16 protein-coding genes are annotated in these 20871 nt (G+C 64.3%); 8 read left to right on the top strand and 8 right to left on the bottom strand.

Translation table 11 applies throughout. From position 1 onward, the window contains the following. Nucleotides 1-5 precede the first annotated feature (5 nt). Nucleotides 6-311, bottom strand: a complete 306-nt coding sequence (locus P2T60_RS02190) for a DUF7518 family protein (protein ID WP_276280921.1) — start codon at nt 309-311, stop codon at nt 6-8. 151 nt (nt 312-462) lie between these two features. Between P2T60_RS02190 and P2T60_RS02185 the strand changes: the two genes are divergently transcribed. Further along, nucleotides 463-2100, top strand: coding sequence for a PGF-pre-PGF domain-containing protein (locus tag P2T60_RS02185; RefSeq protein ID WP_276280920.1), 1638 nt, complete (start codon nt 463-465; stop codon nt 2098-2100). Between the two features lie 5 nt (nt 2101-2105). On the opposite strand, the gene P2T60_RS02180 is transcribed toward P2T60_RS02185, so the two are convergent. Next, a complete protein-coding gene (locus P2T60_RS02180) occupies nt 2106-3773 on the bottom strand; it encodes a sensor histidine kinase (protein ID WP_276280919.1) in 1668 nt (555 codons plus the stop codon). A gap of 88 nt (nt 3774-3861) precedes the next feature. On the opposite strand from P2T60_RS02180, the gene gatB reads away from it, so the two are divergent. Next, complete coding sequence (gene gatB, locus P2T60_RS02175) at nt 3862-5349, top strand: Asp-tRNA(Asn)/Glu-tRNA(Gln) amidotransferase subunit GatB (RefSeq protein WP_276280918.1); 1488 nt, start codon at nt 3862-3864, stop codon at nt 5347-5349. A 125-nt stretch (nt 5350-5474) separates the two neighbouring features. On the opposite strand, the gene P2T60_RS02170 is transcribed toward gatB, so the two are convergent. From P2T60_RS02170 to P2T60_RS02150, 5 genes are all read right to left on the bottom strand, one after another. Next, nucleotides 5475-6476, bottom strand: a complete 1002-nt coding sequence (locus P2T60_RS02170; protein ID WP_276280917.1) for a YeiH family protein — start codon at nt 6474-6476, stop codon at nt 5475-5477. A 309-nt stretch (nt 6477-6785) separates the two neighbouring features. After that, nucleotides 6786-8213, bottom strand: a complete 1428-nt coding sequence (locus P2T60_RS02165; protein WP_276280916.1) for an MATE family efflux transporter — start codon at nt 8211-8213, stop codon at nt 6786-6788. Between the two features lie 81 nt (nt 8214-8294). After that, complete coding sequence (locus P2T60_RS02160; protein WP_276280915.1) at nt 8295-9614, bottom strand: acyl-CoA thioesterase/bile acid-CoA:amino acid N-acyltransferase family protein; 1320 nt, start codon at nt 9612-9614, stop codon at nt 8295-8297. Then, nucleotides 9611-10525: an ABC transporter ATP-binding protein gene (locus P2T60_RS02155; protein ID WP_276280914.1), complete on the bottom strand. Its 915-nt coding sequence runs from the start codon at nt 10523-10525 to the stop codon at nt 9611-9613. The genes P2T60_RS02160 and P2T60_RS02155 overlap by 4 nt, the downstream gene beginning before the upstream one ends. 1 nt (nt 10526) lies before the next feature. Then, complete coding sequence (locus tag P2T60_RS02150; RefSeq protein ID WP_276280913.1) at nt 10527-11393, bottom strand: ABC transporter permease; 867 nt, start codon at nt 11391-11393, stop codon at nt 10527-10529. A gap of 201 nt (nt 11394-11594) precedes the next feature. Here P2T60_RS02150 and P2T60_RS02145 point away from each other — a divergent pair, with 201 nt between their 5' ends. Genes P2T60_RS02145 through P2T60_RS02135 form a run of 3 tightly spaced genes read left to right on the top strand, consistent with a single transcriptional unit; the run spans nt 11595 to nt 14904 of the window. Next, nucleotides 11595-12536 (top strand): SagB/ThcOx family dehydrogenase, encoded by a 942-nt coding sequence (locus tag P2T60_RS02145; protein WP_276280912.1) that lies wholly within the window; start codon nt 11595-11597, stop codon nt 12534-12536. Further along, nucleotides 12529-13611 carry a TOMM precursor leader peptide-binding protein gene (locus tag P2T60_RS02140; protein ID WP_276280911.1) on the top strand — a complete coding sequence of 361 codons (1083 nt, stop codon included), beginning with the start codon at nt 12529-12531 and terminating at the stop codon, nt 13609-13611. The genes P2T60_RS02145 and P2T60_RS02140 overlap by 8 nt, the downstream gene beginning before the upstream one ends. Nucleotides 13612-13617: 6 nt before the next feature. Beyond that, nucleotides 13618-14904, top strand: a complete 1287-nt coding sequence (locus P2T60_RS02135) for a YcaO-like family protein (protein ID WP_276280910.1) — start codon at nt 13618-13620, stop codon at nt 14902-14904. 55 nt (nt 14905-14959) lie between these two features. Here P2T60_RS02135 and P2T60_RS02130 read toward each other — a convergent pair whose 3' ends face one another. Next, nucleotides 14960-15595: a CPBP family intramembrane glutamic endopeptidase gene (locus tag P2T60_RS02130; RefSeq protein WP_276280909.1), complete on the bottom strand. Its 636-nt coding sequence runs from the start codon at nt 15593-15595 to the stop codon at nt 14960-14962. Nucleotides 15596-16333: 738 nt separating this feature from the next. Here P2T60_RS02130 and P2T60_RS02125 point away from each other — a divergent pair. From P2T60_RS02125 to P2T60_RS02115, 3 genes are all read left to right on the top strand, one after another. Next, nucleotides 16334-17206 (top strand): ABC transporter permease, encoded by an 873-nt coding sequence (locus P2T60_RS02125; protein ID WP_276280908.1) that lies wholly within the window; start codon nt 16334-16336, stop codon nt 17204-17206. A 5-nt stretch (nt 17207-17211) separates the two neighbouring features. Next, complete coding sequence (locus P2T60_RS02120; RefSeq protein WP_276280907.1) at nt 17212-18093, top strand: ABC transporter ATP-binding protein; 882 nt, start codon at nt 17212-17214, stop codon at nt 18091-18093. A 181-nt stretch (nt 18094-18274) separates the two neighbouring features. Beyond that, nucleotides 18275-20776: a DNA topoisomerase I gene (locus P2T60_RS02115; RefSeq protein WP_276280906.1), complete on the top strand. Its 2502-nt coding sequence runs from the start codon at nt 18275-18277 to the stop codon at nt 20774-20776. Nucleotides 20777-20871: the final 95 nt, after the last annotated feature.

Below are 20871 nucleotides of genomic sequence, written 5' to 3'. Positions count from 1 at the left end.
CCCTCTCACGCGACGATGATGTCGTCGCCTAACCCGGAGTCTCCCCCCGTCTCGTCTTCTTCGTGGGACTCGTCGCTTTTAGCCTCGTCGTTTTTGTCGGTTTGCGCCCGCTCGTCGTCCGCCGGTTGCTCCGACGGTCGGGTCTCTCCGGACTGCGCGCTCGCGGCCGCCGACTGCGCGTCGGCGGCCGCTTCGAGCGTTTCGAGTCGGTCGTGAACCTCAACAAGTTCCTCGGTGAGTCCCTGTATCGTCGCTTCGAGTCGCCCGACCTTGGATTCGAGTTCCTCGATGCGCTCGTCTTGGTCGCTCATGTCCGTGTTGGGCCACGGCAGGACCATAAACGTACGTCAGACAAGTATCAAATTTCTACTATCTTTCGCGTGCGTATCAATCTCACTCACCGGGTGCGCCTTCCGATGAATATAAGTGTTCGCCGTCGAAGAAATTCAACATTCCGAACAAATGAGCGGGGGTAGAAAGCCGGACCCGAGACGCAGGTCATCGACCTCGAAGCAGGCACTCGCGGCACTCGCAGTCGTCTTTCTCCTCGGCGCTACCGCCACCTCCACGGTCGGCGTCGCCCTCGGCGACGTGTCCGGTTCGAACGACGGACGCGTCCCGGCGGGCGAACGCGCCGCCCCGTATCCGATGAACGACACCGACAACGAGACCAACGATTCGAACGAGGTGACGTTCCCGACGACCCAGACCACGACCCAGTCCGACGACGGGCCGGGTCTGTTCCCGTTCCCCCACGAGACGACGAGCGAGCCGACGACCACCGAACCGGCGACTACCGAACCGAACCCCGGTGACCCGCCGGGTCAGGGCGAGACGCAGACTCCCGGCGACTCGCCGAACTCGGGTGAACCGGCGAATCCGGGCAACTCGCCGAACGAGACCGCTCCCCCCGAGAACCGAGGCGAAACTCCCCCGGCCGAACCGAACTGGACGCCCGGACTGGGCGCGCCACCGGAGGGAGTCGGTCCCGGAATGGGGTCCGGTCCGCCCGCCGACCGCGGTCCCGAGGAAAACCGTACCGGCCCGCCGGTGAACGTGACGAATCCGGGTCGAAACCGGACCGCGTTTCCCGAGAACGCCGGGAACGGAACGTATCTACCGGGGAACCGGACTTCGAACGCGACCGAGCGCACAAACCGCACGCTCCCCGCGGACGCCGCAAAGGTGAACGTCACCGTGCGGAACGCCAGTGCGAACGAACCGGTGTCGGTCAACGTCTCGACGCCCGAGGAGCGCGACGGCAACGTGTCGTTCTCGTCGGTCAACGTGACGCCGACCCGGAACGCCGACCTCACGCTAAACGTCACGTCAAGCGAGAACCCGATAGCCGAAAAGACGCCGACGGAGACGCTCTCGAACGACACGGAACCGCTGGCGTACATGAGCGTGGACCACTCCATCTCCGACCGGAACATCAGCAACGTCACCTTCACGTTCCGGGTGGACCGAGACCGAGTGAATCACACGGAGCGCGACGAAATCGCGCTGTATCGTTACCACGACGACTCGTGGAACGAACTCCCGACGACTCTAGTCGAGACCACCGAGAACCACTACGTCTACCGGGTTCGCTCGCCCGGTCTCTCCGAGTTCGCGGCGGGCAAGAAGACCCCCCAGTTCGAGATTACCAACGCCACGGTCAAGTTCTCCACGCTGTCGGTGGGTGACGCCCTCGAAGTCCGCGTCCGCATCACGAACCGCGGAGACGCCGACGGGACGTTCACCGCGGAACTCGTCCTCGGTGACGAGTTGGTCGCGGACCGCCAACTCACCATCGCCGCGGGCGGCATGCGCCAAGTCACCTTCGAGCGCGAGGTGGTCAAACCGGGCACCTACGACGTGTACGTCAACGAGTTCCAAGTCGGCGAAGTCCGGGTGAACGGAAGCGAAGCGACCGGTTCGACCAGCGCAGGCCCGACCGACGGCCCGGCGACCGACTCGAAGACGAACTCGGACGCGCTGACTCACGGAAGCGAGGCACAGTCAGACGCCAACGCCAAGACCCCCGGTCTCGGATTCGGTGCGGGGGTCGCCGGACTGGTCGCGGCGCTGTACGCGGCGCGACGGCGCGACCGATAGACCGGTCAGTTCCCGTCGGTCTCCGCCGCTTCGTCTGCTCCGTCCGCGGGTTTCAAGTCCATCCTGACGACCGACCCGCTCGGGTCGTTCTCGGCGAAGGACAACCGACCGTCCGAGCGTTCGACGACCCAGTGGACCAACCAGAGACCCAGACCGCTCCCGTGTTCTAGGGCAGTCTCCTCGCCCTCCGTCAGGACCGCTCGCTCGTGGTCGGGGATGCCGGGTCCGTCGTCGGTGACTGCAACCCGGACCCACTCCTCGCCGTCGTCGGTTATCGACTCGACAGTGACCGACATTTCGGGCGCGTGGGCGTCGTTGTGTTCGACCGCATTCTCACAGACGTTCTCGACTGCGGCGTCCAATGCCGGAACCGCTCGCACGGCCTGCTCGTCGCCCGTCTCGACCGAAACGTCGGCGTCGGGGTAGTCGTCTCGGACCTCGGCCACGGCGTCGGTCACAGTCGAGACGACATCGACTTCGACCGGGCCGGTCGCACCGTCACCTCCGGCCCCGACGCGGCGTGCCTTCTCGCTCATGTCCACGAGGTTCCAGCCGTGAGACGCGATTTTCTCGGCCGCGTCCCGAATCGCGGCGTCGTCGGACTCCTCGGCGACGAACTCGGCGTAGTTGACCACGACGGTCATGTCGTTGCGGAGATTGTGACGCAGGACGCGGTTGAACACCTGTAGGCGCTGTTCGCGCTCCCGAAGTTCGGTCTCGCGCTCGGCCAGCGCGTCGGCGAGGTCCGCGAACCCGTCGCGGAGTTGGTGCCACTCCTCGCCCGACGAGAGGTCCGGTTCGTGGTCGTAGTCGCCCTCCCGGAGCGCGCCGAACCCGTCCAACAGCTTCTGTGCCTGCCGGATGTTGACGTTGTACTCCCAGACGGCGAGTCCGACGACCAACGACAACACCAGCGCCAGACTCGCGGCCTGTAGGAGCGCCATCTCCCGCAGGCGCGCGGCGAGCGCCGACCGGTCCCGACTGACCCGCACCGTCCACCCGGTCGAATCGACGGTGGCGGTACTAGACACCGGGTCCGTCAGCGCGGACTGCGGGGCGTGGAGAACCCTGTCGTCGGTCCAGACCGAGACCGTTCGAACGTCGGTCTCCAAGGGTTTGACCATCGTGAGAACGGTGAACTCGTTGACCGGGAGCGCCGCCGCCAGCACGCCGACTATCTCCCCATCCTCGAAGATAGGCGCGCTGATGACGACGATGTACTGGTCGGTCCCGTTCGCACGCTCGGGGTCGGTGACGTGTATCTCGCCAGCTCGGGCGGGGCGGCGGACGTAGGTTCGGTTCCCCAAGTCCTCACCGACGGTCTCGCGGCGAATCTCGTCGGTCACGTCGCCGCGAAAGCCGACCACGGTGCCGTTGGCCGCGACGACCTGCCCGGCGAAGACGTGGGGATTGGTGAGAAACTGCTCTAAGAACTGGCCGGACCGACTGAAGTTGCTCGCCGCCGGACGAGACGCGTAGAATCCGACGTAGTTCTTCTCTTGACGTATCTGGGCGTCGATTTGCTCGGCGGTCTGGCCAGCGGTCTGGTCTACGTTCTCCTGAATCTGGGAGACCGACCGGCTCTTGGCCAGTTCTAACTGGCCGTAGACCACGCCGCTCAGCACGAGGGTCACGACCACCATCAGCACCGCGAACTTCGTCCGGACTTTCACGTTTTCCTACGTGCTCGCTCGGGGGTAATCAAGCCTACTGAACCGTCGTTCGTTAGCCTTTAGCGCTCCCGCCTCAAACGGACCGGTAATGACTGCTCAGGCTGTCCAGCAGGAGGACCTCGCCGTCGTCATCGGACTGGAGGTCCACGTCCAACTGGAGACGGACACGAAGATTTTCTGTAGCTGTTCGACCGACGTTGCCGACGCCGAACCGAACACCCACACCTGCCCGGTGTGTCTCGGCCTGCCGGGTGCGCTTCCGGTGCTGAACGAGGCGGCCGTCGAGTCGGCGGTCAAGGTCGGGAAGGCCATCGACGCCGACATCCCCGTGGAGACGACCTTCCACCGGAAGAACTACTTCTACCCCGACCTGCCGAAGGGGTTCCAGATTACCCAGTACGACGCCCCCGTCTGTCAGGACGGCGAACTGGAAGTCGAAGTCGAAGGCGACCGGCGGACCGTCGGCATCCAGCGCGCCCACCTCGAAGAGGACCCCGGAAGCCTCCAGCACGCGGGCGGGAGCATCGACACCGCCGACTACACGCTGGTCAACTACAACCGGGCAGGCGTCCCGCTGATGGAAATCGTGACCGAACCCGACTTCCGCGGACCGGAGGAAGTCGAAGCGTTCCTCGCCAAACTCGAAGAGGTCCTCGAATACCTCGGCGTGTTCGACAGCCAACGGGACGGTAGCCTCCGAATCGACGCCAACCTCAGCGTAGTGGACGCCGACGAAATCGGCGACGACGGCGAGATTAGCGACGAGGCGCTCGAAGCCGCCAACCGGACCGAGGTCAAGAACATCTCCAGTCACAAGGGCGCGGAAAAGGCCCTCGCTTACGAGGCCCAGCGCCAGAAGAACGCGGTCCAGCGCGGCCGGGAAGTCGAACAGGAGACCCGCCACTGGGACGAGGGCCGGGGCATCACGATGTCGATGCGCTCGAAGGAAGAGGAGAAAGACTACCGCTACTTCCGGGAGGCCGACCTGCCGCCGCTTCAGGTCAGCGACTGGAAGCAGAAGCTAGAGATTCCCGAGTTGCCCGACGCCCGCCGCGAGCGGTTCCGCGACGAGTACGACCTGAGCGAGGAGGCCGCCAGTAAGCTGACTTCGACCAAGCAGGTCGCGGACTTCTACGAGGACGTGGCTGGCGAGTACGACCCGGACCTCGCGGCGACGTGGGTTGCCGACAACCTGCTCGGCGAACTCAACTACCGCGACATGGAGATTACCGACGTGGCCGACCGACTCGACGAGTTCAAGCGCCTCGTGGCGTTGGTCGCCGACGAGGAGATTACGACGAAGAACGCCGAAGAGGTCGTCCTCCGGGAGATGCTGGACGAGGGAGACGACCCCGAGACGGTCATCGACCGCGAGGGTCTCGGCAAGGCCGACGAGGGCGAAATCGAGGGCGCGGTCTCCGACGCCATCGAAGAGAACCCCGATGCAGTCGAGGACTACCACGCTGGCGAAGGCGGCGCGCTCAACTTCCTCGTCGGGCAGGTCATGCAGAAGACCGGCGGGAGCGCCGACCCCGGTTCGGTGAACCAGATGCTTCGGGGGCGACTGGACGAGTAGCGCGAACAGGCGGCGCGTGGCGATTTCTCTTCTGCGAGGGGCGCGCCGCGCTCCCGCCTCGACTCCCTCGCGGCGGGTCTCAGGTCACGGGCGGGGTTCGTCCCGTTCTCGGATTTAAACTCTCGTCAGAACAGGAACTGGACCCCGACCAGCGACACCGCGCTGACGACGACGAGCGTCACGAACAGGAGCGTGACCGGCCGAACCCCCGTCCGGTGGAGGTCCGCGGCGTCGATGTCGAGTCCGAGTCCGGCGAACGCCGCGAGAAACAGCCAGTGGGAGGCTCGCGTGAGCGCGTCGATTTCGGCCGCCGACAGCGCCCCGCTACTCGCCAACAGAATCACCGAGACGAACCCGACGACGAACTTGGGGAAACCCCTCCAGAGTCGTCGGAGCGTCCCGCCGAGGGTCGTGGCAGTCGCGCTCGAGTCGGACTCGGTGTAGACCACCGAGTAGGCGACCACGACGACGCCCAGCAGGACGTTGCGGGTGAGTTTCGTCAGCGTGGCCCACTGCCCGGCGGCGTCGGAGTAGGCGAACCCGGCCGCGGCCACCGGACCCGTGCTGAACATGCTCAGTCCCGCCCAGATGCCGAACACCTGCCCGGAGAGACCGAGCAGTCGGCCCACCGCGGGGTAGGCGAAGAGCGTGAGCGCGTCGAACAGCAGGATTGCGCTCGTCGCGTAGGCGATTTGGTCCTCGTCGGCACGGACGGTTCCGGCGACGGCGACGACTGCGGAGACGCCACAGACGCTCGCGCCCGCCGCCAGCAACGACCCGAGTCGCCGCTGGAGACCGAACCACCTGCGGGAGAATCCCTCGGCGACGACGAGGGTGAACGCGACGACGCCGACGACCGACGCCAGTAGCGGGACGCCCGCCGCCAGAACCGAGTCGAGCGCGATGCGAGCGCCCATCAACACGATGCCGACTTCCAACCAGAGGTCGTGCGTGGCGACTCCCGGCTTGCAGGACGCGGGCACTCCCGCGACGTTGGCGAGGGCGATGCCGAGCGCGATTGTCACCACGAGCGAGTTCAGCGGGGTCGCCGCCCCGACGAGTTCGCCGAGGGCACCGACCGCGAGCAAGAGCGCGAATCCGGGAGCGAGTCGTCGGAGTCCCGTCATCGAGTTAGACCGTGAGGACGACGACGCCGACGACGATATAGCTGACGACGACCGCTTGCCACCCGCGGTCGAGTTCGGTCCACCGGCGACGAAGGCGCGCCCCTGTCGTTCGTCTCCCCATGGTTCGAAGCCTCGGTTGGAACGGTTGATAGGCTGTTCGGTCGAACGGTCGGTCTCGTGGGCGCACGCTCGCTCGGCGGGAAACGTATAGCTATCTAAAAGCAATATATTTGTTCCGTAGACATAGGTATAGATTTCTTTCGCGTCCCGTCCATTCGCGCGTCGGGACGTGCCAGCGTGAGCGCCGATTCAGTCGCCCGGCGTCGCCTTCCCGTCGGTCTCCACGACGCCCTCGCGCCACCGGCCGAGACTGAACCACGCGGCCCCGACGAGGAACGACCCGACGGCCGAGAACGACCACGCCCACCAGAGACCCTCGACGCCCCACGCCCACCCCGCCAGCGGGACGCCCAACACCGAGACCGACCACGAGTACGCTAGCACCAGCGCGGCCGGGATGCGCAGGACCCACCGCGAGAGGAAGGAGAACGCCATCGCGGTCCGGGTGTCGCCCGCGCCGCGGAACCCGCCCTGCACGACCATCAGGCCGCCGAAAAAGGCGAGGAACGGCGCGATGATGCGCAGGAAGTCCACGCCCGCGGCGACCACCTCCGCGTCGGCGACGAACACGCGAATCGCCTCGTCGGGGAACGCGAACAGCAACCCACCCACGGCAAACAGCACCGCCATCGTCCCGGCGGTCCCCTTCCACGCGACTTCGGCCGCCCGGTCGGGCGTGTCCGCGCCGAGATTCTGGCCGACGCCCGTCGCGGTGGCCTGTCCGACAGCGCCCGAGACGGTCCACGACACCGACATCAGGCGGAGACCGACGCCGTAGGCGGCGGTCGGAATCGGGCCGAACCGGGCCACCAGCGCCGCCATCGCCACCGACGCGAAACTCCGCGCGAGTCCGTCGATGGTGCCGGGGTAGCCCACGTCCACGAGTTTCCGGAGGACGGGCCAGTCGGGTCTGAGGTCGGCCAGTCGGAGTCGGACGCCCCAGTCGCCTTTCACGAGGAGCGCGACCCCGATGACCGCCGCGAGCGCCCGCGAGAACAGCGTTGCGACGGCGGCACCCCGGACGCCCCACGCGGGGAACGGCCCGTACCCGAGGATGAGCAAGGGGTCCAAGACGACGTTGACGCCCGCCGAGAGGACCATCAACCACATCGCGGTCCGGGTGTCGCCCGCCCCGCGCAGGACCGCCCGGAAGACGAAAAAGAGGAACGTGAACGGAATCGAGACGAACAGCACTTCGATGTACTGGAGCGAGTAGGCGTAGACGGCACCCTCCGCGCCGACCAGCGAGACCAGCGGTCGGCGGAAGGCGTACCCGACCGTAGAGAGCGCCAGCGCCACCGCGACGGTCAGCATCGTCGTCTGGGCGGTCACGTTGTCGGCCTTCCGGTCGTCGCCCGCGCCGACGTGCTGGGAGACCAGTGCGACCGAGGCGGCGGTCAGTCCCATCGCCACCGACGCGAACATCCACGCGGTCGGAAACATCAGCGAGACGGCCGCCACCGCCGACGGTCCGACCCGGCCCACCCAGAACATGTCCGCGAGGTTGTAGAACGTCTGGAGCAGGTTGCCCGCGACCAGCGGCCACGCGAGGCTGACGAGTTTCGGCGTAATCGCCCCGGTCGTCACGTCCACGCGACTCTCACGGTCGTTCGTCACGTTCTCGGTGTCACGTCGCGCGAGCGATTCTTAAACGCACCCTTTCCGTTCGGCGTTGCCGCCTCTCGGCGGACCCGACGGTCAGTCGTCGCGCCGAAGTCCCCGGTTCAACACGTCGAGGACGCGCTCCCACGAGTCGGCGTCTGCCGCCGCAGTCGCCTCGGGCGTCCCGCCCAAGTCGAGGGGGAGTCGGGGCAGGAACGTGTCGCTCACGTCCTTCTCGGTCGTCGGGTGGTAGGGGACGCCGATGCCGTGGCCCGCGCCCTCGTAGGTGAGGTGGTCGTACTCGTGGTCGTAGCCGCGAGCGTCGAGGCGTTCGACAACCCGGTCGGCGTGGGCCGCGGCGTTCCACATCTGGTCGTCGTCGCCCGTCACCAGTAACACCGGCCCGCCGGTCTCCTCAACCGGAATCGCGGCGTCCGCGATGGTCTCCTCGGAGGCCGATTCGTACCCCGACTCGTAGGTCGGCCGGAGTCCGAGGGGTTTGCCCCGAATCCACCGCCCGAACAGCGAGAGGATGAACCGCATCGAGAAGTCGTAGGGCACGTAGTCGAGCGGTTCGCCGCCGGAGGTCCACGCCGACCCCGCCGACTCGAACCCTTCCGGGATGCCCTGATAGACGACGCTACTCGGCGCGTAGGCCACGACGGTCGTGATTTCGGGGAGGCGCGACCCGAGCAAAAGCGCGAGTTCGCCGCCCCGCGACCACCCCATCACGCCGACCGACTCCTCGCGGGTCAGGTCGTTGTCGGCCACCCAGTCCATCGCCGTCTCGAAGTATTCGAGCGGAATCGAGTCGAGGGCGTCGGGCAGGTCCTCGACGCCGAAGTACGCCAGCGTGAGGACCGCGTACCCGCGGGTGGCGAGCAAGCGCGCGGGCATCCACGGGGCCAGTCCGCCCTCGGACCCGCCGACGAGGACGACGGTGGGGTAGGGACCGTCGTCGCCGGGTCGGTAGAACTCGCCGACGAGTTCGCCGTGGTCGAGTCGGGTCCGCTCCACGTCGTCGGTCGAGATGGTGCGCTCGACGTTAGTCTGGGCCACCGTCCCGCCGTACATCTCCACCGTCACCGAGACGACGGTGGCGTCCACGTCGTCCTCGCGGGTGGCGCGCTGTTCGGTCTCGACGTGGGACATCGACCAGAACAGGCCCATCGGGTCCGCGCCCTCGTAGTCGCCCCGAACCGGTTCCTGTTCGGCGAGGTCCAGCGTCCCGTCTGCCCGGACCTCGAAGACCGCCGAGGACTCCCACACGCCGTCGGGGAGCGGCATCCGGGCGCGCACCGTTGCCTCTTCGCCGGGTTCGAGACCGTTGGCGGTGATTCGGACCGATTCGTCGTAGAGCGGTCGGTCGGGCGTGACGGTGAGGTCCGGTGAAAACTCGCGTTCGGTCGAACTCATCGTGGGTTGGTGATGGGGGGTTCGGTGTCGCTGTCGTGCTGTTCTCCGGCGTAGATTGCGGTGTAGTAGTTGAACAGGTCGGTGTACGTCGGCGGGTCGCGCTCGACGCGGCCGTCGGTCTCAGCGCGCAACTGCTCGATGTCCGAGTCGGGCGCGAGGAACGCGCGGGCGGACCCGCCGCGCCGGAACAGGTGGCCCTCCAAGAGGTGGTCTTCGACCTCACGACGCCCCAACTCGGTGAAGCGCACGACCGGCGGGAGCGAGTCCAGCAGGGTCTCGGGCACGTCGGCCTCCACGATGGACCCGTCGAGCATGAACAGGATGCGGTCGGCGATTTGGGCGTCCAGCGGCGTGTGACTCGTGATGACGAACGTCTTGCCGCGCTCTTTCTCCTGCAGAATCACGTCGTGGAGCGTCCGAATCGTCGAGAGGTCGAGCGCGGCGGTGGGTTCGTCGAGCAGGTAGAGGGGAACGTCGGCCCCGAACGTCAGCGACAGCGCCAACTTCCGGGTCATCCCGCCCGAGTAGTTCCGGACGAGTTTGTCGAGTTCGTCCTCGATGCCGAACGTCTCCACGAGGTCCCTCCACTTGTCGGTGGTTCCGGGGTGGAGGTTCGTGAAGAAATCGACGTTCTCGCGGCCCGAGAGGTTGTCGAGCGTGGACCCTTCCTGCAACAGGAAGTTCATCTTGTGGCGCACGTCCCACGGGTCGGACCCGAACACCTCTACGTCGCCGCGGTCGGCGTGCAACCCGCCCGCGAGACAGCAGAGCAGAATCGTCTTGCCGACGCCGTTGGGTCCCATCAGGACCGTAATCTCGTTTTCGGGGACTTCGAAGTTCATCCCGTCGATGATTCCGTGCTGTCCGAACGACTTGTGGAGGTCTCGAACCTCAATGAGCGTGTCTGACACGTTAATCACCTGCGTCTCCTTTGTAGACGACCCGCTTCATCACGAACACCGCGACGGCGCCGACGACCACCGTGTAGGCGAGCAACGGCAGGACGAAGGCGGGCGAGTCGGGCATCGCGGGCGGAGACAGCCCCGCTCGCGCCCAGTCGGTGTCGATGAGGTAGTAGGCCTGCAACCGCGCCGCAAGCGAGTTCGGCAGGAAGTTGAGAACCGCCTCGTACTTCTCGGAGGGGAACATCCACGTCTGCATGCCGTTGAACCCCGTCACGAAGAACCCGAGCATGACCACCGACAGCGTGAGGATGTTGGTCTGGGTGTCGTCTTGGACGAACGCGGCCACGAGGAGCGCGATTGCCATGCAGAACGCACAGAGCAACAACAGCGAGAGCAGTGCGATGGGAATCCCTATCGCGCCGCGAGGCTGAAACCGCGCGCCGTCGAGGATGCCGACTGCGACGACGAACAGGAACGAGAGCAGGCCGAACGTGAACCCCGAGACGAACCGACCCGCGAGGTCCGCAGTCGGCGCTATCGGGAGCGAACGGAACTTCCGGTAGCGTTTGTCCTCGATGTCGCTGGTGAGTTCGCCCGCGAATCCGACCAACGTGACCGTGATGGCACCGAAGATACCGAACGTGATGACCTGCGTCCCTTTCACGGCCGCGACCACGTCGTCGGGAATCCCGTCGGGAAGTTCGGGGACGACGATGAGGTGGACCGATAAGAGATACCACAGCACGGGCCACACGAAGTTCCAGAACAGTGCAACTTTGTTCCTGAGCGAGGCCCGAACGTGGCGCTTCAGGAACGACTGAAACTGAACCACCCAGCTATTTTGGGAACTCGACTCGGGTATTCCGTACGCCATTTTAGGCTTCTCAGGATATTTCCCGGCCCATGTCATAATATTTTTGAATCACTCCGTTCCATATACTTTTGAAGCGGTAGGGCGGCGTTTTTCCTCGTGTTAGCCGCCGCTCGGGTTTTCGTGATTCTCCGTTGGTAATTAGCGTGCAGAGATACATCGAAAATAGTATGTAAGGTACTTGCGGTGGCACGTATATACGGAATGAAAGTACAAATAGAACAACTTCGGCGCACCATGAGCCAAGAGTACGAGCCGTCCTCGTTCGAGTTCGTCAGCTCGTACTTCGAGCAGTTCATGGAGAAAGAGTTCGGCGACGGCGGTCTGGCGGAACTCTTTCACGAGAACACCAAGTACACCGACCAAGAGTCGCTGGAACTCGGGGAGTCGGCCGCGATGTTCTCCAACGACCCGAGCATGGAGTACGCGCAGGCGAAACTCAAGCCCGACTACCGCGGGAAGGAGCGACTCGACTTACCCGACCCCGACGAACTCGACGCGCGAATCGACGACGTGCTGGCGAGTCGTCGGAGCCAGCGCGACCAGAGCGGCGAGGGGTTGTCGCTTCAAGAGCTATCGACCCTGCTCGACCACAGTTGCGGGACGACCGGGAGCCAGCGAATCGAACCCGACGAGGACGACCCGTTCTCGGACGTGGAAAAGCCGTTCCGGGCGTACGCCTCCGGCGGGGCGCTCTACCCGAGCGAAATCTACCTCGCGGTCGTCAACGAGGGCGAGAACCTCGACCGAGGGCTGTACTACTACGTCCCGGAGGACCACGCGCTACGCGTCCTCCGGAAACCCGACGAGGACGAGGACTTCGCCCAGTCGGTGGACGACCTGTTCGCCACGCCTCAGGACGTGTTCGACCACCAGTCGTGCGCGGTCAAGTTCCTCATCACCGGCGCGTTCTGGCGTTCGAAGGCGAAGTACGGCCCTCGCGGATACCGGTTCGTGCTACAGGAGACCGGCCACCTCGGTCAGAACGTCCTTCTGGTCGCCGAGGCGATGGGACTGGCGGCAGTTCCGCTGGCGAGTTTCTACGACGACAAGGTGAACGAGTTCCTCGACATCGACGGCGTAGACGAAGCAGTGACGTACACACTTTCGATTGGCAAATCAGAATCAGGTGATACCCATGAGTAAGCAACTAGTCGAATCCCTCAAAGAAGACCACGAGTACCCCGAGTTCAACCCGTCGTTCGTTCCCGTCAAGGTAGACGACGATACCGTCCACATCCGCGCAGGCCCGTGGAGCGGTCCCATCTTCACCATCCGCGACGTGGACGAAGACGAGTCCATCACCCACCTCGTGGACGTGGTGGACGGCCAGACCCACATCGAAGACGTGTTCGCGGAGTTCGAGGAGGACCAGCGGGGCGAAGTCGCCAAAATCCTCGAAGGACTCTACGACCAAGACATCCTCCACGACCGAGAGGAACACGCAGACGACGAGTCGTGGCCCCACCTCTCGCTCAAGTACACGTTCCACGACCAGAACCGCGACCGACTCGAGTCCAAGTCGTTGCTCGTCGTGGACTGTAGCGGCATGGGCCGACAGGTCGCTGGCGACCTGCTGGAGATGGGTCTGGGCGAAGTCCGGTTCCACGAACCGTTCGACACCGACATCGACACCCGGCGACTCGAAGAGTACGACGGGTTCAGTCGGACCGACGCGGAAATCGAGTCCGTCATTGAGGACGTGGACTTCGCGGTCTACACCGCCGACGACCCCCATCCGTCGCTCCTCGACGCGGTGAACCGCGCGGCCTACGAGACCGACACGCCGTGGATTCCGGCCCAGATTCACGGGTTCGACGCCATGATTGGCCCGGCGGTCTACCCCGACGAGACGGCGTGTTACGAGTGTTTCACCGAGCGCACCCTGTCGAACATCCAGAACATCGAGGGGTATCAGGCCTACCGGCGGGGCATCGACCAGAACGAGAGTCTCTCTACGATGACCCTGCCCTCCGTCGAGCGAATGGTCGCCGGATACCTCGCCCTCGACCTCACCCACCTGCTCGCGTACGGTACCGGCTACACCGCAGGTCGAGTGTTCACCATCAACACGCTTGAACTGGAGATGGAGTCCAACGACGTGCTGAAGATGCCTCGATGCGACGTGTGCGGCAAGTCGCGGGGCACCGACTACCAGCGGTACGTCACGATGGACGACGTGGTTGAGGCAAGCGACCGCATGAAAGACGGAGGAGCGTGAGACGGCGTGCGCATCGAGACGCCCGACGACATCATCGACCGGCGGTACCACCGCGCCATCGGGTCCAAGACCGGGCTGATAAACTCGGTCTACCTCTCGCTTCCCAACCGGCAGGACCCCGAGACCTACCTGAGCATCCCCGAGACGGCTGAACTCGAACGACTCGTCGGCACCGAGGACCGACTCAATCTCGGCCTGAGCGGGAAGGGAACCGACCTCGACAAGACCGTGATGAGCGCCATCGGTGAGACCATCGAACGCTACTGCCTCTGCTGGCCTGACGCCCGCGACCAGATGGTCGAAGCCACCTACGAGGAGATTCAGGACCGCGGCGAAGTCGTAGACTGGGAGTATCTCAACGTCTTCGGCGAGGAGTTCCGCGAACAGCAACTCGACCCGGTTTCGAAGGACACCGAACTGCTCTGGACGACCGGGACGAACCTGCTCACGGGCGAAGACGTGTACGTCCCCTCCGAGTACGTCTGGATTCGAGTCCAGTCGCTCGACAACCTGCCGTGGCACTTCCTCGGAAGCAGTAGCGGATGTGCCGCGGGCGGGTCGCTCCGGTCGGCCCTGCTCGGGTCGATTTACGAGGCGGTCGAACGCGACGCGTTTATGCGGACGTGGTGTCGCCAGTCCTCGCCCGAACAGATTAGTCTCGACGGCTACCCCGAGGTCCGCGAGGTAAAAGAGGACCTGATGGAGAACGAGTATCTCGACGTGGACCTGTTCGAGTTCGACTCGGACATCGACATCCCCACCGTCGGCGTGGCGTTCACCAACCAGCGCGACGAACGACCAAAGTTCATCATGGGCGGGTCGGCGGCGCTCGACCCCACGACGACGATGATAGAAGCGATGAACGAGGCGGCGCAGGGGTGGCCCTACAGCAACTACATGGCCACCGAGTACGATGTCGAGGAAATCGACGCCGAGGACGCGGTGGACAACTTCGACGTGAACATCCTCTACTACGGTCTCCCCGAGAACTACGACGAGGTGTCGTTCCTGATGGAGGGCGAACCCACCGCGATGGCCGACCGAGACTACCCCGACCCGACCGGGTGGTCCGAACAGGAGGAACTCGACTACTGCCTCGACCAGTTGGAAGACGCCGGGTGTACCCCGATTGCGTTCGACATGACCACGCCCGACGCGCGCGAAGTCGGCATCAGCGTGACGCGGGTGTTCATCCCCGAGTTGGTCTTCCTCTCGCCGCCCGCGGCGCTCCCGACGGAGCATCCGGAGTTCGACGGCGAGACGCTCACCGATAAGCCTCACCCGTACCCCTGAAAACTACTCGCTGACCGCGAGTCGCCCGGAACCGGGCGACTCGCGGCCACTCTCGCTACTGACTTTTCGCCGTTAGCTCCCGAATCGTCGGCAGGTCGGCGACGTACCAGACGTAGGCGACGTTGTACCCGAAGTGCGCGAGAACCGGGGCGACGACGCTCCCGGTGGCGAGGAAGACCAGCGCGTAGACGACGCCGTTGCCGGTCTTGAACGCGATTTCCTTCTTTCCGCGCGTGACGTGAGAGACGCCGAACAGCACCGCCGAGGCGACCACGAACCCGACCGGACCCACCGTCTCTCGGAGCGGTGCGAGTCCGGCGCGGTAGACGAGTTCCTCCGGAAGCGGGACGACCAGCGCCGGGAGCAACCACGCGAGTCGCTGGTCGCCGCGGCGAATCGACTGACCGGTCCACGCGGCCCACGCCGCCGTGTCGAGTCCGTAGAGCGCGCCGCCGAGGAGCGCGAACAGCGCGTACCACGGGTCGAACTCCAGCGAGAGAGTCTGACCGCTCGCCGCGAGGAACGCCGCCGCGAATCCGGAGACGAAGACTGCGTACACGAGTCGGGAGTGGCGGTTTCGGTAGGTGAACCGGGAGGTGTGTCGAGCGAGTAGGCCGACGATACCGAAGAAGACGGTGGCGAACAGCGGTATCGACGCGACCGCCAGTAATCGGAGTGTCGTCTCACGCATGGGTTTCGATTTCGGGTATCGGCAAATGGTTTTTTCGGGTAGGGACGGCGCAAAGACTAACGGTTCGACCCACGCTACGCGTCGAAAGAAGGTTCGTTTGTCTGTGAGGAGAGGCTCTGTAGGGGGAGCGCTCTACTTGGAGGCGGTGCACGACGTGGACGAACCCTTGCAGGTACAGCAGCAACAACACGTCGAGACGCCGCCGGTCACAGGAGCAACACCACTGTCAGTTTCGGTTTCGAGTTCGAGTTTCATGGGAATTTGCACCCACTAGGAACTACCACTATTATTATTTAAATTTTTCTATTTATAAGGGGAAAATAAATGTTGTTTTCGTGAAGGGAAGTCGTCCAGTAGGATACCTCCACTCCTAAACGGTACACGACGTGGACGAACCGGAACACGTCGTACAGCAACAACAACACGTCGAGACGCCGCCCGCGATTGGCGCGACGCCGTCGTCCGTTTCCGTTTCGAGTTCGAGTTTCATTGGATGTTACACCCGGTAGATACTCACACACCATATGTTTAAATATTTTTGTTTTATAAATTAGATGGATGATAAAACTGTTACGTATGAACTACAGGGCCTGAAGCGGCTTTTTTCGTCTCCGATGACGGAATTAGTTGTATATCGGGTTTCTGATTATACGACGAACGTTCGAAGTATTCGTTCGAGGGCGCTATCTAACGAGAAAAATTTATATCAAGGTGCGTACGTACCACCTCATAATAAGAATGACGGCAGAACGTGGGAGCGAAGGAGTTCGAAGTCGGACCGAGACACCGACCTCGGGAACCGGCCTGTGGAATCGGCAGGTGGGTGCGTTCGTCCGGAGATACCTCCGGGAAGTCGTCCGGGACCGGACCGTCCTGTTCTGGTCGCTCGGCTTCCCGACGGTGTTCTACCTGCTGACGATAACGACGTTCATCCAGATGAGCCAAATCCCAGACGAACTGCACGCGGCAGTCAAGGCGACCACCGCGCTCAGTTACGGCGTGTTCGGGTCGGTCGTCGTCTGTCTGAACGCCTTCGGCCAGCAACTCGTGACCGACATCGAGGACGAGCGATACACCGAGTTCCGGTCGCTTCCACTGAGTCCGTCGGCCGACTTCGTCGGCCGACTCGTCGCCGGACTCCTGTTCGCGTTCGTCGCGTTCCTGTTCGTCGTCGCGGTCAGCGTCGCCACCGGCGCGGGGTACGTCCTTCGCGGTCCCGAGTCGATTCTGGTCGTCGCCCTCGCGTTCGTCCTCATGGCCGTGGTGTGGATGGTCATCGCACTACTCATCGTCCTCACGGTCGGGAACGCCCGGTACGCGAACATCATCTCGCTGAGCGTCGCCCTCGCGTCGTACTTCGGGACCGGGTTCAACGGAACGGACGTGACTTCCTTCGCCGGAAGCGACTGGCTTCTGAACGCCCTGCCGAACACGCTGGCGACCCGACTGATGACCTACCACCTCGCGGACATCCAAGAGTGGGAACCGGCCGGACTCGCGCCGCCGGACCCGCCGAGTTCGCTGGCGTACCTCGGTCTGCTTGCGGTCTACGGCGTCGTCTTCCTCGGCATCGGGACCGTCCTCACGAAGAAGATTCTGTACAAGGAGTGACTACGATGAGCCAACCCATTATCGAAGCCAAGAACGTCGAAAAGGAGTTCGGCTCCGACGACCAGATTCTGAAGAACGTGGACCTGCAGGTCGAGGAGAACGAGATTCTCGTCCTGATGGGACCCAACGGCGTCGGCAAGACGGTGTTGCTGTCGTGTCTCGCGGGCGGAGAAGTCCCCTCGAAGGGGGAAGTCGAGGTGTTCGGCGAACCCGCGAGTCCCGACCGGACCGACGTGAGTTTCCTGTTGCAGGAGGCGATGGGAATCGACCGGATGACCGGACAGGAGAACATCGACTTCTACTCGCGGATTCACCCGAACTTCACCGACCGCTGGATGGAGTACGTAGACGAGTTCGGCATCGAGGCCGAACTCGACAAACTCGTCAAGAAGTACTCGGCGGGGATGCAACGCAAGGTGGAACTGTCCATCTGTCTGAGCATCGAGGAACCGGTCTACCTCCTCGACGAACCCACCGCGGGACTCGACCTGTCGGTCATCCAGACGCTCCACAGCATCGTCCGGGACCTGCAAGCGAAGGGCAAGACGTTCGTCATCGCCAGCCACCTGCCCTCCGACGCCGAAATCGCCGACCGCATCGCGTTCATCCCCGACGGTCGGGTGGGCGCGACCGGAACCCCCGAGGAACTGCTCGATTCGCTTCCGACAGTGGTCAGGGTGGACGGCCGGGGCACCGCGACGAAACTCGGCGAGTACGTCGTGGACGGCGAACTGTTCGACGACGGCGGCGAGACCCGAGGCTTCCTCCGGGAGGACGCCTCCCTAGAGGAAGTCCGCGAGGCGTTCGGCGAGGACGGCGACCGAGTGGAGACGGTGGACCCCACCTACACCGACATGTTCAACTACTACGTCCACCTCTCGGAGTGACCGCCTGAAACGCCGGTTTCGAGGGACAGGTCCGCTCCTTCTTGCGATTTTCGCGGCGAAAGCTTTACCCCCGCAGTTGTCCTACCGGGAACACGATGACCGACGAGCGACTTCCGGAGCGACTCCCCGACTCCGGGCGACCCCCGAACGCCGGGACCGACACCGAGGTTGGAGGTGAGGCATGGAACTGATAATCACCGAGAAGGACAACGCCGCGAGACGAATCGCCGCGATTCTGAGCGGCGAGTCCGCCGACGCCGAGCGAAAGAACGGCGTCAACGTCTACAAGTGGGGCGGACGCCGATGCATCGGACTCTCGGGCCACGTCGTGGGCGTGGACTTCCCCGACGAGTACAACGACTGGCGCGACGTGGAACCGGTCGAACTCATCGACGCGCCCATCGAGAAGAAAGCCACCAAGGAGAACATCGTCAGCACTCTGCGCGTCCTCGCGCGGAAGGCCGACCGAGTGACGATTGCGACCGACTACGACCGCGAGGGCGAACTCATCGGCAAGGAGGCGTGGGAACTCGTCCGCGAGGTCAACGACGACGTGCCGATTCGCCGGGTCCGGTTCTCCTCGATTACCGAAAACGAAGTCAAAGACGCCTTCGAGAACCCCGACGAACTCGACTTCGACTTGGCCGCCGCGGGCGAGGCCAGACAGGAAATCGACCTCATCTGGGGCGCGGCCCTGACCCGATTCCTCTCGCTTTCGGCCCGGCAGTTGGGCGACGACTTCATTTCAGTAGGTCGGGTTCAGTCCCCGACGCTGAAACTCATCGTGGACCGCGAGCGCGAAATCGAGGCGTTCGACCCCGAGGACTACTGGGAGCTGTTCGCCGACCTGCTGAAGGACGACGACGGCGAGACGGCGGAGTTCGAAGCCCAGTACTTCTACCGCGACGAGGACGGTAACGAGGCCGAACGCGTCTGGGACGAGGAGACCGCCGAGTCGGTGTTCGAAGCGCTCGAATCCGCGACCGGGGCCGTGGTCGAACGCGTCAACCGGCGCACCCGGACCGACGACCCACCCGCGCCGTTCAACACCACGCAGTTCATCCGGGCCGCGGGGAGTCTGGGCTACTCCGCACAGCAGGCGATGAGCATCGCCGAGGACCTCTACACCGCGGGGTACATGACCTATCCCCGGACCGACAACACGGTCTACCCCGACGACTTGGACCCCGAGGAGTTGCTCGACACGTTCTCTGGCAACTACCACTTCGGCGACGACGCCGACGACCTGCTGGAGTTAGACGACCTTGAACCCACCGAGGGCGACGAGGAGACCACCGACCACCCGCCGATTCACCCGACCGAGGACGTGCCGACGAAAGGCGAGTTGAGCGACGACGAGTGGGAGATTTACGAACTCGTCGTCCGGCGCTTTTTCGCCACCGTCGCCGAGTCCGCGACGTGGGAACACCTCAAGGTGGTCACGGCCATCGGCGACCACACGCTGAAGTCCAACGGCAAGCGCCTCGTCGAGGAGGGCTACCACGCGGTCTACCCCTACTATAACACCTCCGAGAACTACGTCCCCGACGTGGCCGAGGGCGAGGAGTTGACGGTCACGGACGCCCGCATCGAGGACAAGCAGACCCAACCGCCCCGGCGCTACGGCCAGTCGCGGCTCATCGAGACCATGGAGCAGTTGGGTGTGGGGACCAAAAGCACGAGACATAATACCATAGAGAAGCTCTACGACCGCGGCTACGTCGAGGGCGACCCGCCGCGACCCACCCAGTTGGCGAAGGCCGTGGTGACGGCCGCCGAGAAGTTCGCCGATTTGGTGGTCAGCGAGGAGATGACCCGCGAGTTGGAGGAGGACATGACCGCCATCGCGGAGGGCGAGGCCGACCTGAGCGAGGTGGCCGACGAGTCCCGCGAGTACCTCCAGCAGGTGTTCGACGAGTTGCGCGACTCCCGCGAGGAGGTCGGTGACCTGCTACAGGAGTCGCTGAAGGCCGACAAGACCCTCGGGCCGTGTCCCGAGTCCGACCACGAACTGCTGGTCCGCCAGAGCCGAAACGGGTCGTACTTCGTCGGATGCGACGGCTACCCCGATTGTGAGTACACCCTGCCGCTTCCGAACACGGGCAAGCCCCTCATCTTAGACGAGGAGTGTGAGGAACACGACCTGCGCCACGTCAAGATGCTCGCGGGACGCCAAACGTTCGTCCACGGGTGTCCGCTCTGCAAGGCCGAGGAAGCCGAAGAGCAGGAGGACGAAGTGATTGGCGTGTGTCCCGAGTGTGGTGAGGAAGAAGGCGGGAAGTTGGCCATCAAACACCTCCAGAACGGCTCTCGACTGGTGGGTTGCACGCGCTACCCCGACTGCGACTACTCGCTCCCGCTTCCCCGGCGGGGCGACATCGAAGTCACCGACGAGCGATGCGAGGAACACGACCTGCCGGAACTCGTCGTCCACTCGGGCGACGAACCGTGGGAACTGGGCTGTCCCATCTGCAACTACCGGGAGTTCAAGGCCCGCGAGAGCGAGTCCGGGAGCGACCTCGAATCGCTCGACGGCATCGGGTCGAAGACGGCCGAAAAGCTCTCTGACGCCGGAATCGAGAGCATCGAGGACCTGAAGGAGGCCGAAGTCGAGACGGTGGCCTCGGAGGTGCAAGGCGTGAGCGAGGACAGGCTGAGAGGGTGGCAGGCGAAGGCGGATTAATCGGTCGCTACCTGTTGGTGCGTCGGGCAACGACGCACCGCGGCTGTTCCTCTCGGACGAGAGCTATACGAGGATGAATCACAAGATGGTGAACG

The organism is Halorussus caseinilyticus (genome assembly GCF_029338395.1).
In the GTDB taxonomy this organism is placed as follows: domain Archaea; phylum Halobacteriota; class Halobacteria; order Halobacteriales; family Haladaptataceae; genus Halorussus; species Halorussus caseinilyticus.
This window is presented reverse-complemented; position numbering and strand designations above follow the sequence as displayed.

Coding starts and splice junctions, on each gene's coding strand:
- P2T60_RS02140 (WP_276280911.1), top strand. CDS start 12,529: ATGAGTAAGCAACTAGTCGAATCCCTCAAAGAAGACCACGAGTACCCC.
- P2T60_RS02145 (WP_276280912.1), top strand. CDS start 11,595: ATGAAAGTACAAATAGAACAACTTCGGCGCACCATGAGCCAAGAGTAC.
- P2T60_RS02150 (WP_276280913.1), bottom strand. CDS start 11,393: ATGGCGTACGGAATACCCGAGTCGAGTTCCCAAAATAGCTGGGTGGTT.
- P2T60_RS02130 (WP_276280909.1), bottom strand. CDS start 15,595: ATGCGTGAGACGACACTCCGATTACTGGCGGTCGCGTCGATACCGCTG.
- P2T60_RS02190 (WP_276280921.1), bottom strand. CDS start 311: ATGAGCGACCAAGACGAGCGCATCGAGGAACTCGAATCCAAGGTCGGG.
- P2T60_RS02170 (WP_276280917.1), bottom strand. CDS start 6,476: ATGACGGGACTCCGACGACTCGCTCCCGGATTCGCGCTCTTGCTCGCG.
- P2T60_RS02160 (WP_276280915.1), bottom strand. CDS start 9,614: ATGAGTTCGACCGAACGCGAGTTTTCACCGGACCTCACCGTCACGCCC.
- P2T60_RS02115 (WP_276280906.1), top strand. CDS start 18,275: ATGGAACTGATAATCACCGAGAAGGACAACGCCGCGAGACGAATCGCC.
- P2T60_RS02185 (WP_276280920.1), top strand. CDS start 463: ATGAGCGGGGGTAGAAAGCCGGACCCGAGACGCAGGTCATCGACCTCG.
- P2T60_RS02120 (WP_276280907.1), top strand. CDS start 17,212: ATGAGCCAACCCATTATCGAAGCCAAGAACGTCGAAAAGGAGTTCGGC.
- gatB (WP_276280918.1), top strand. CDS start 3,862: ATGACTGCTCAGGCTGTCCAGCAGGAGGACCTCGCCGTCGTCATCGGA.
- P2T60_RS02125 (WP_276280908.1), top strand. CDS start 16,334: ATGACGGCAGAACGTGGGAGCGAAGGAGTTCGAAGTCGGACCGAGACA.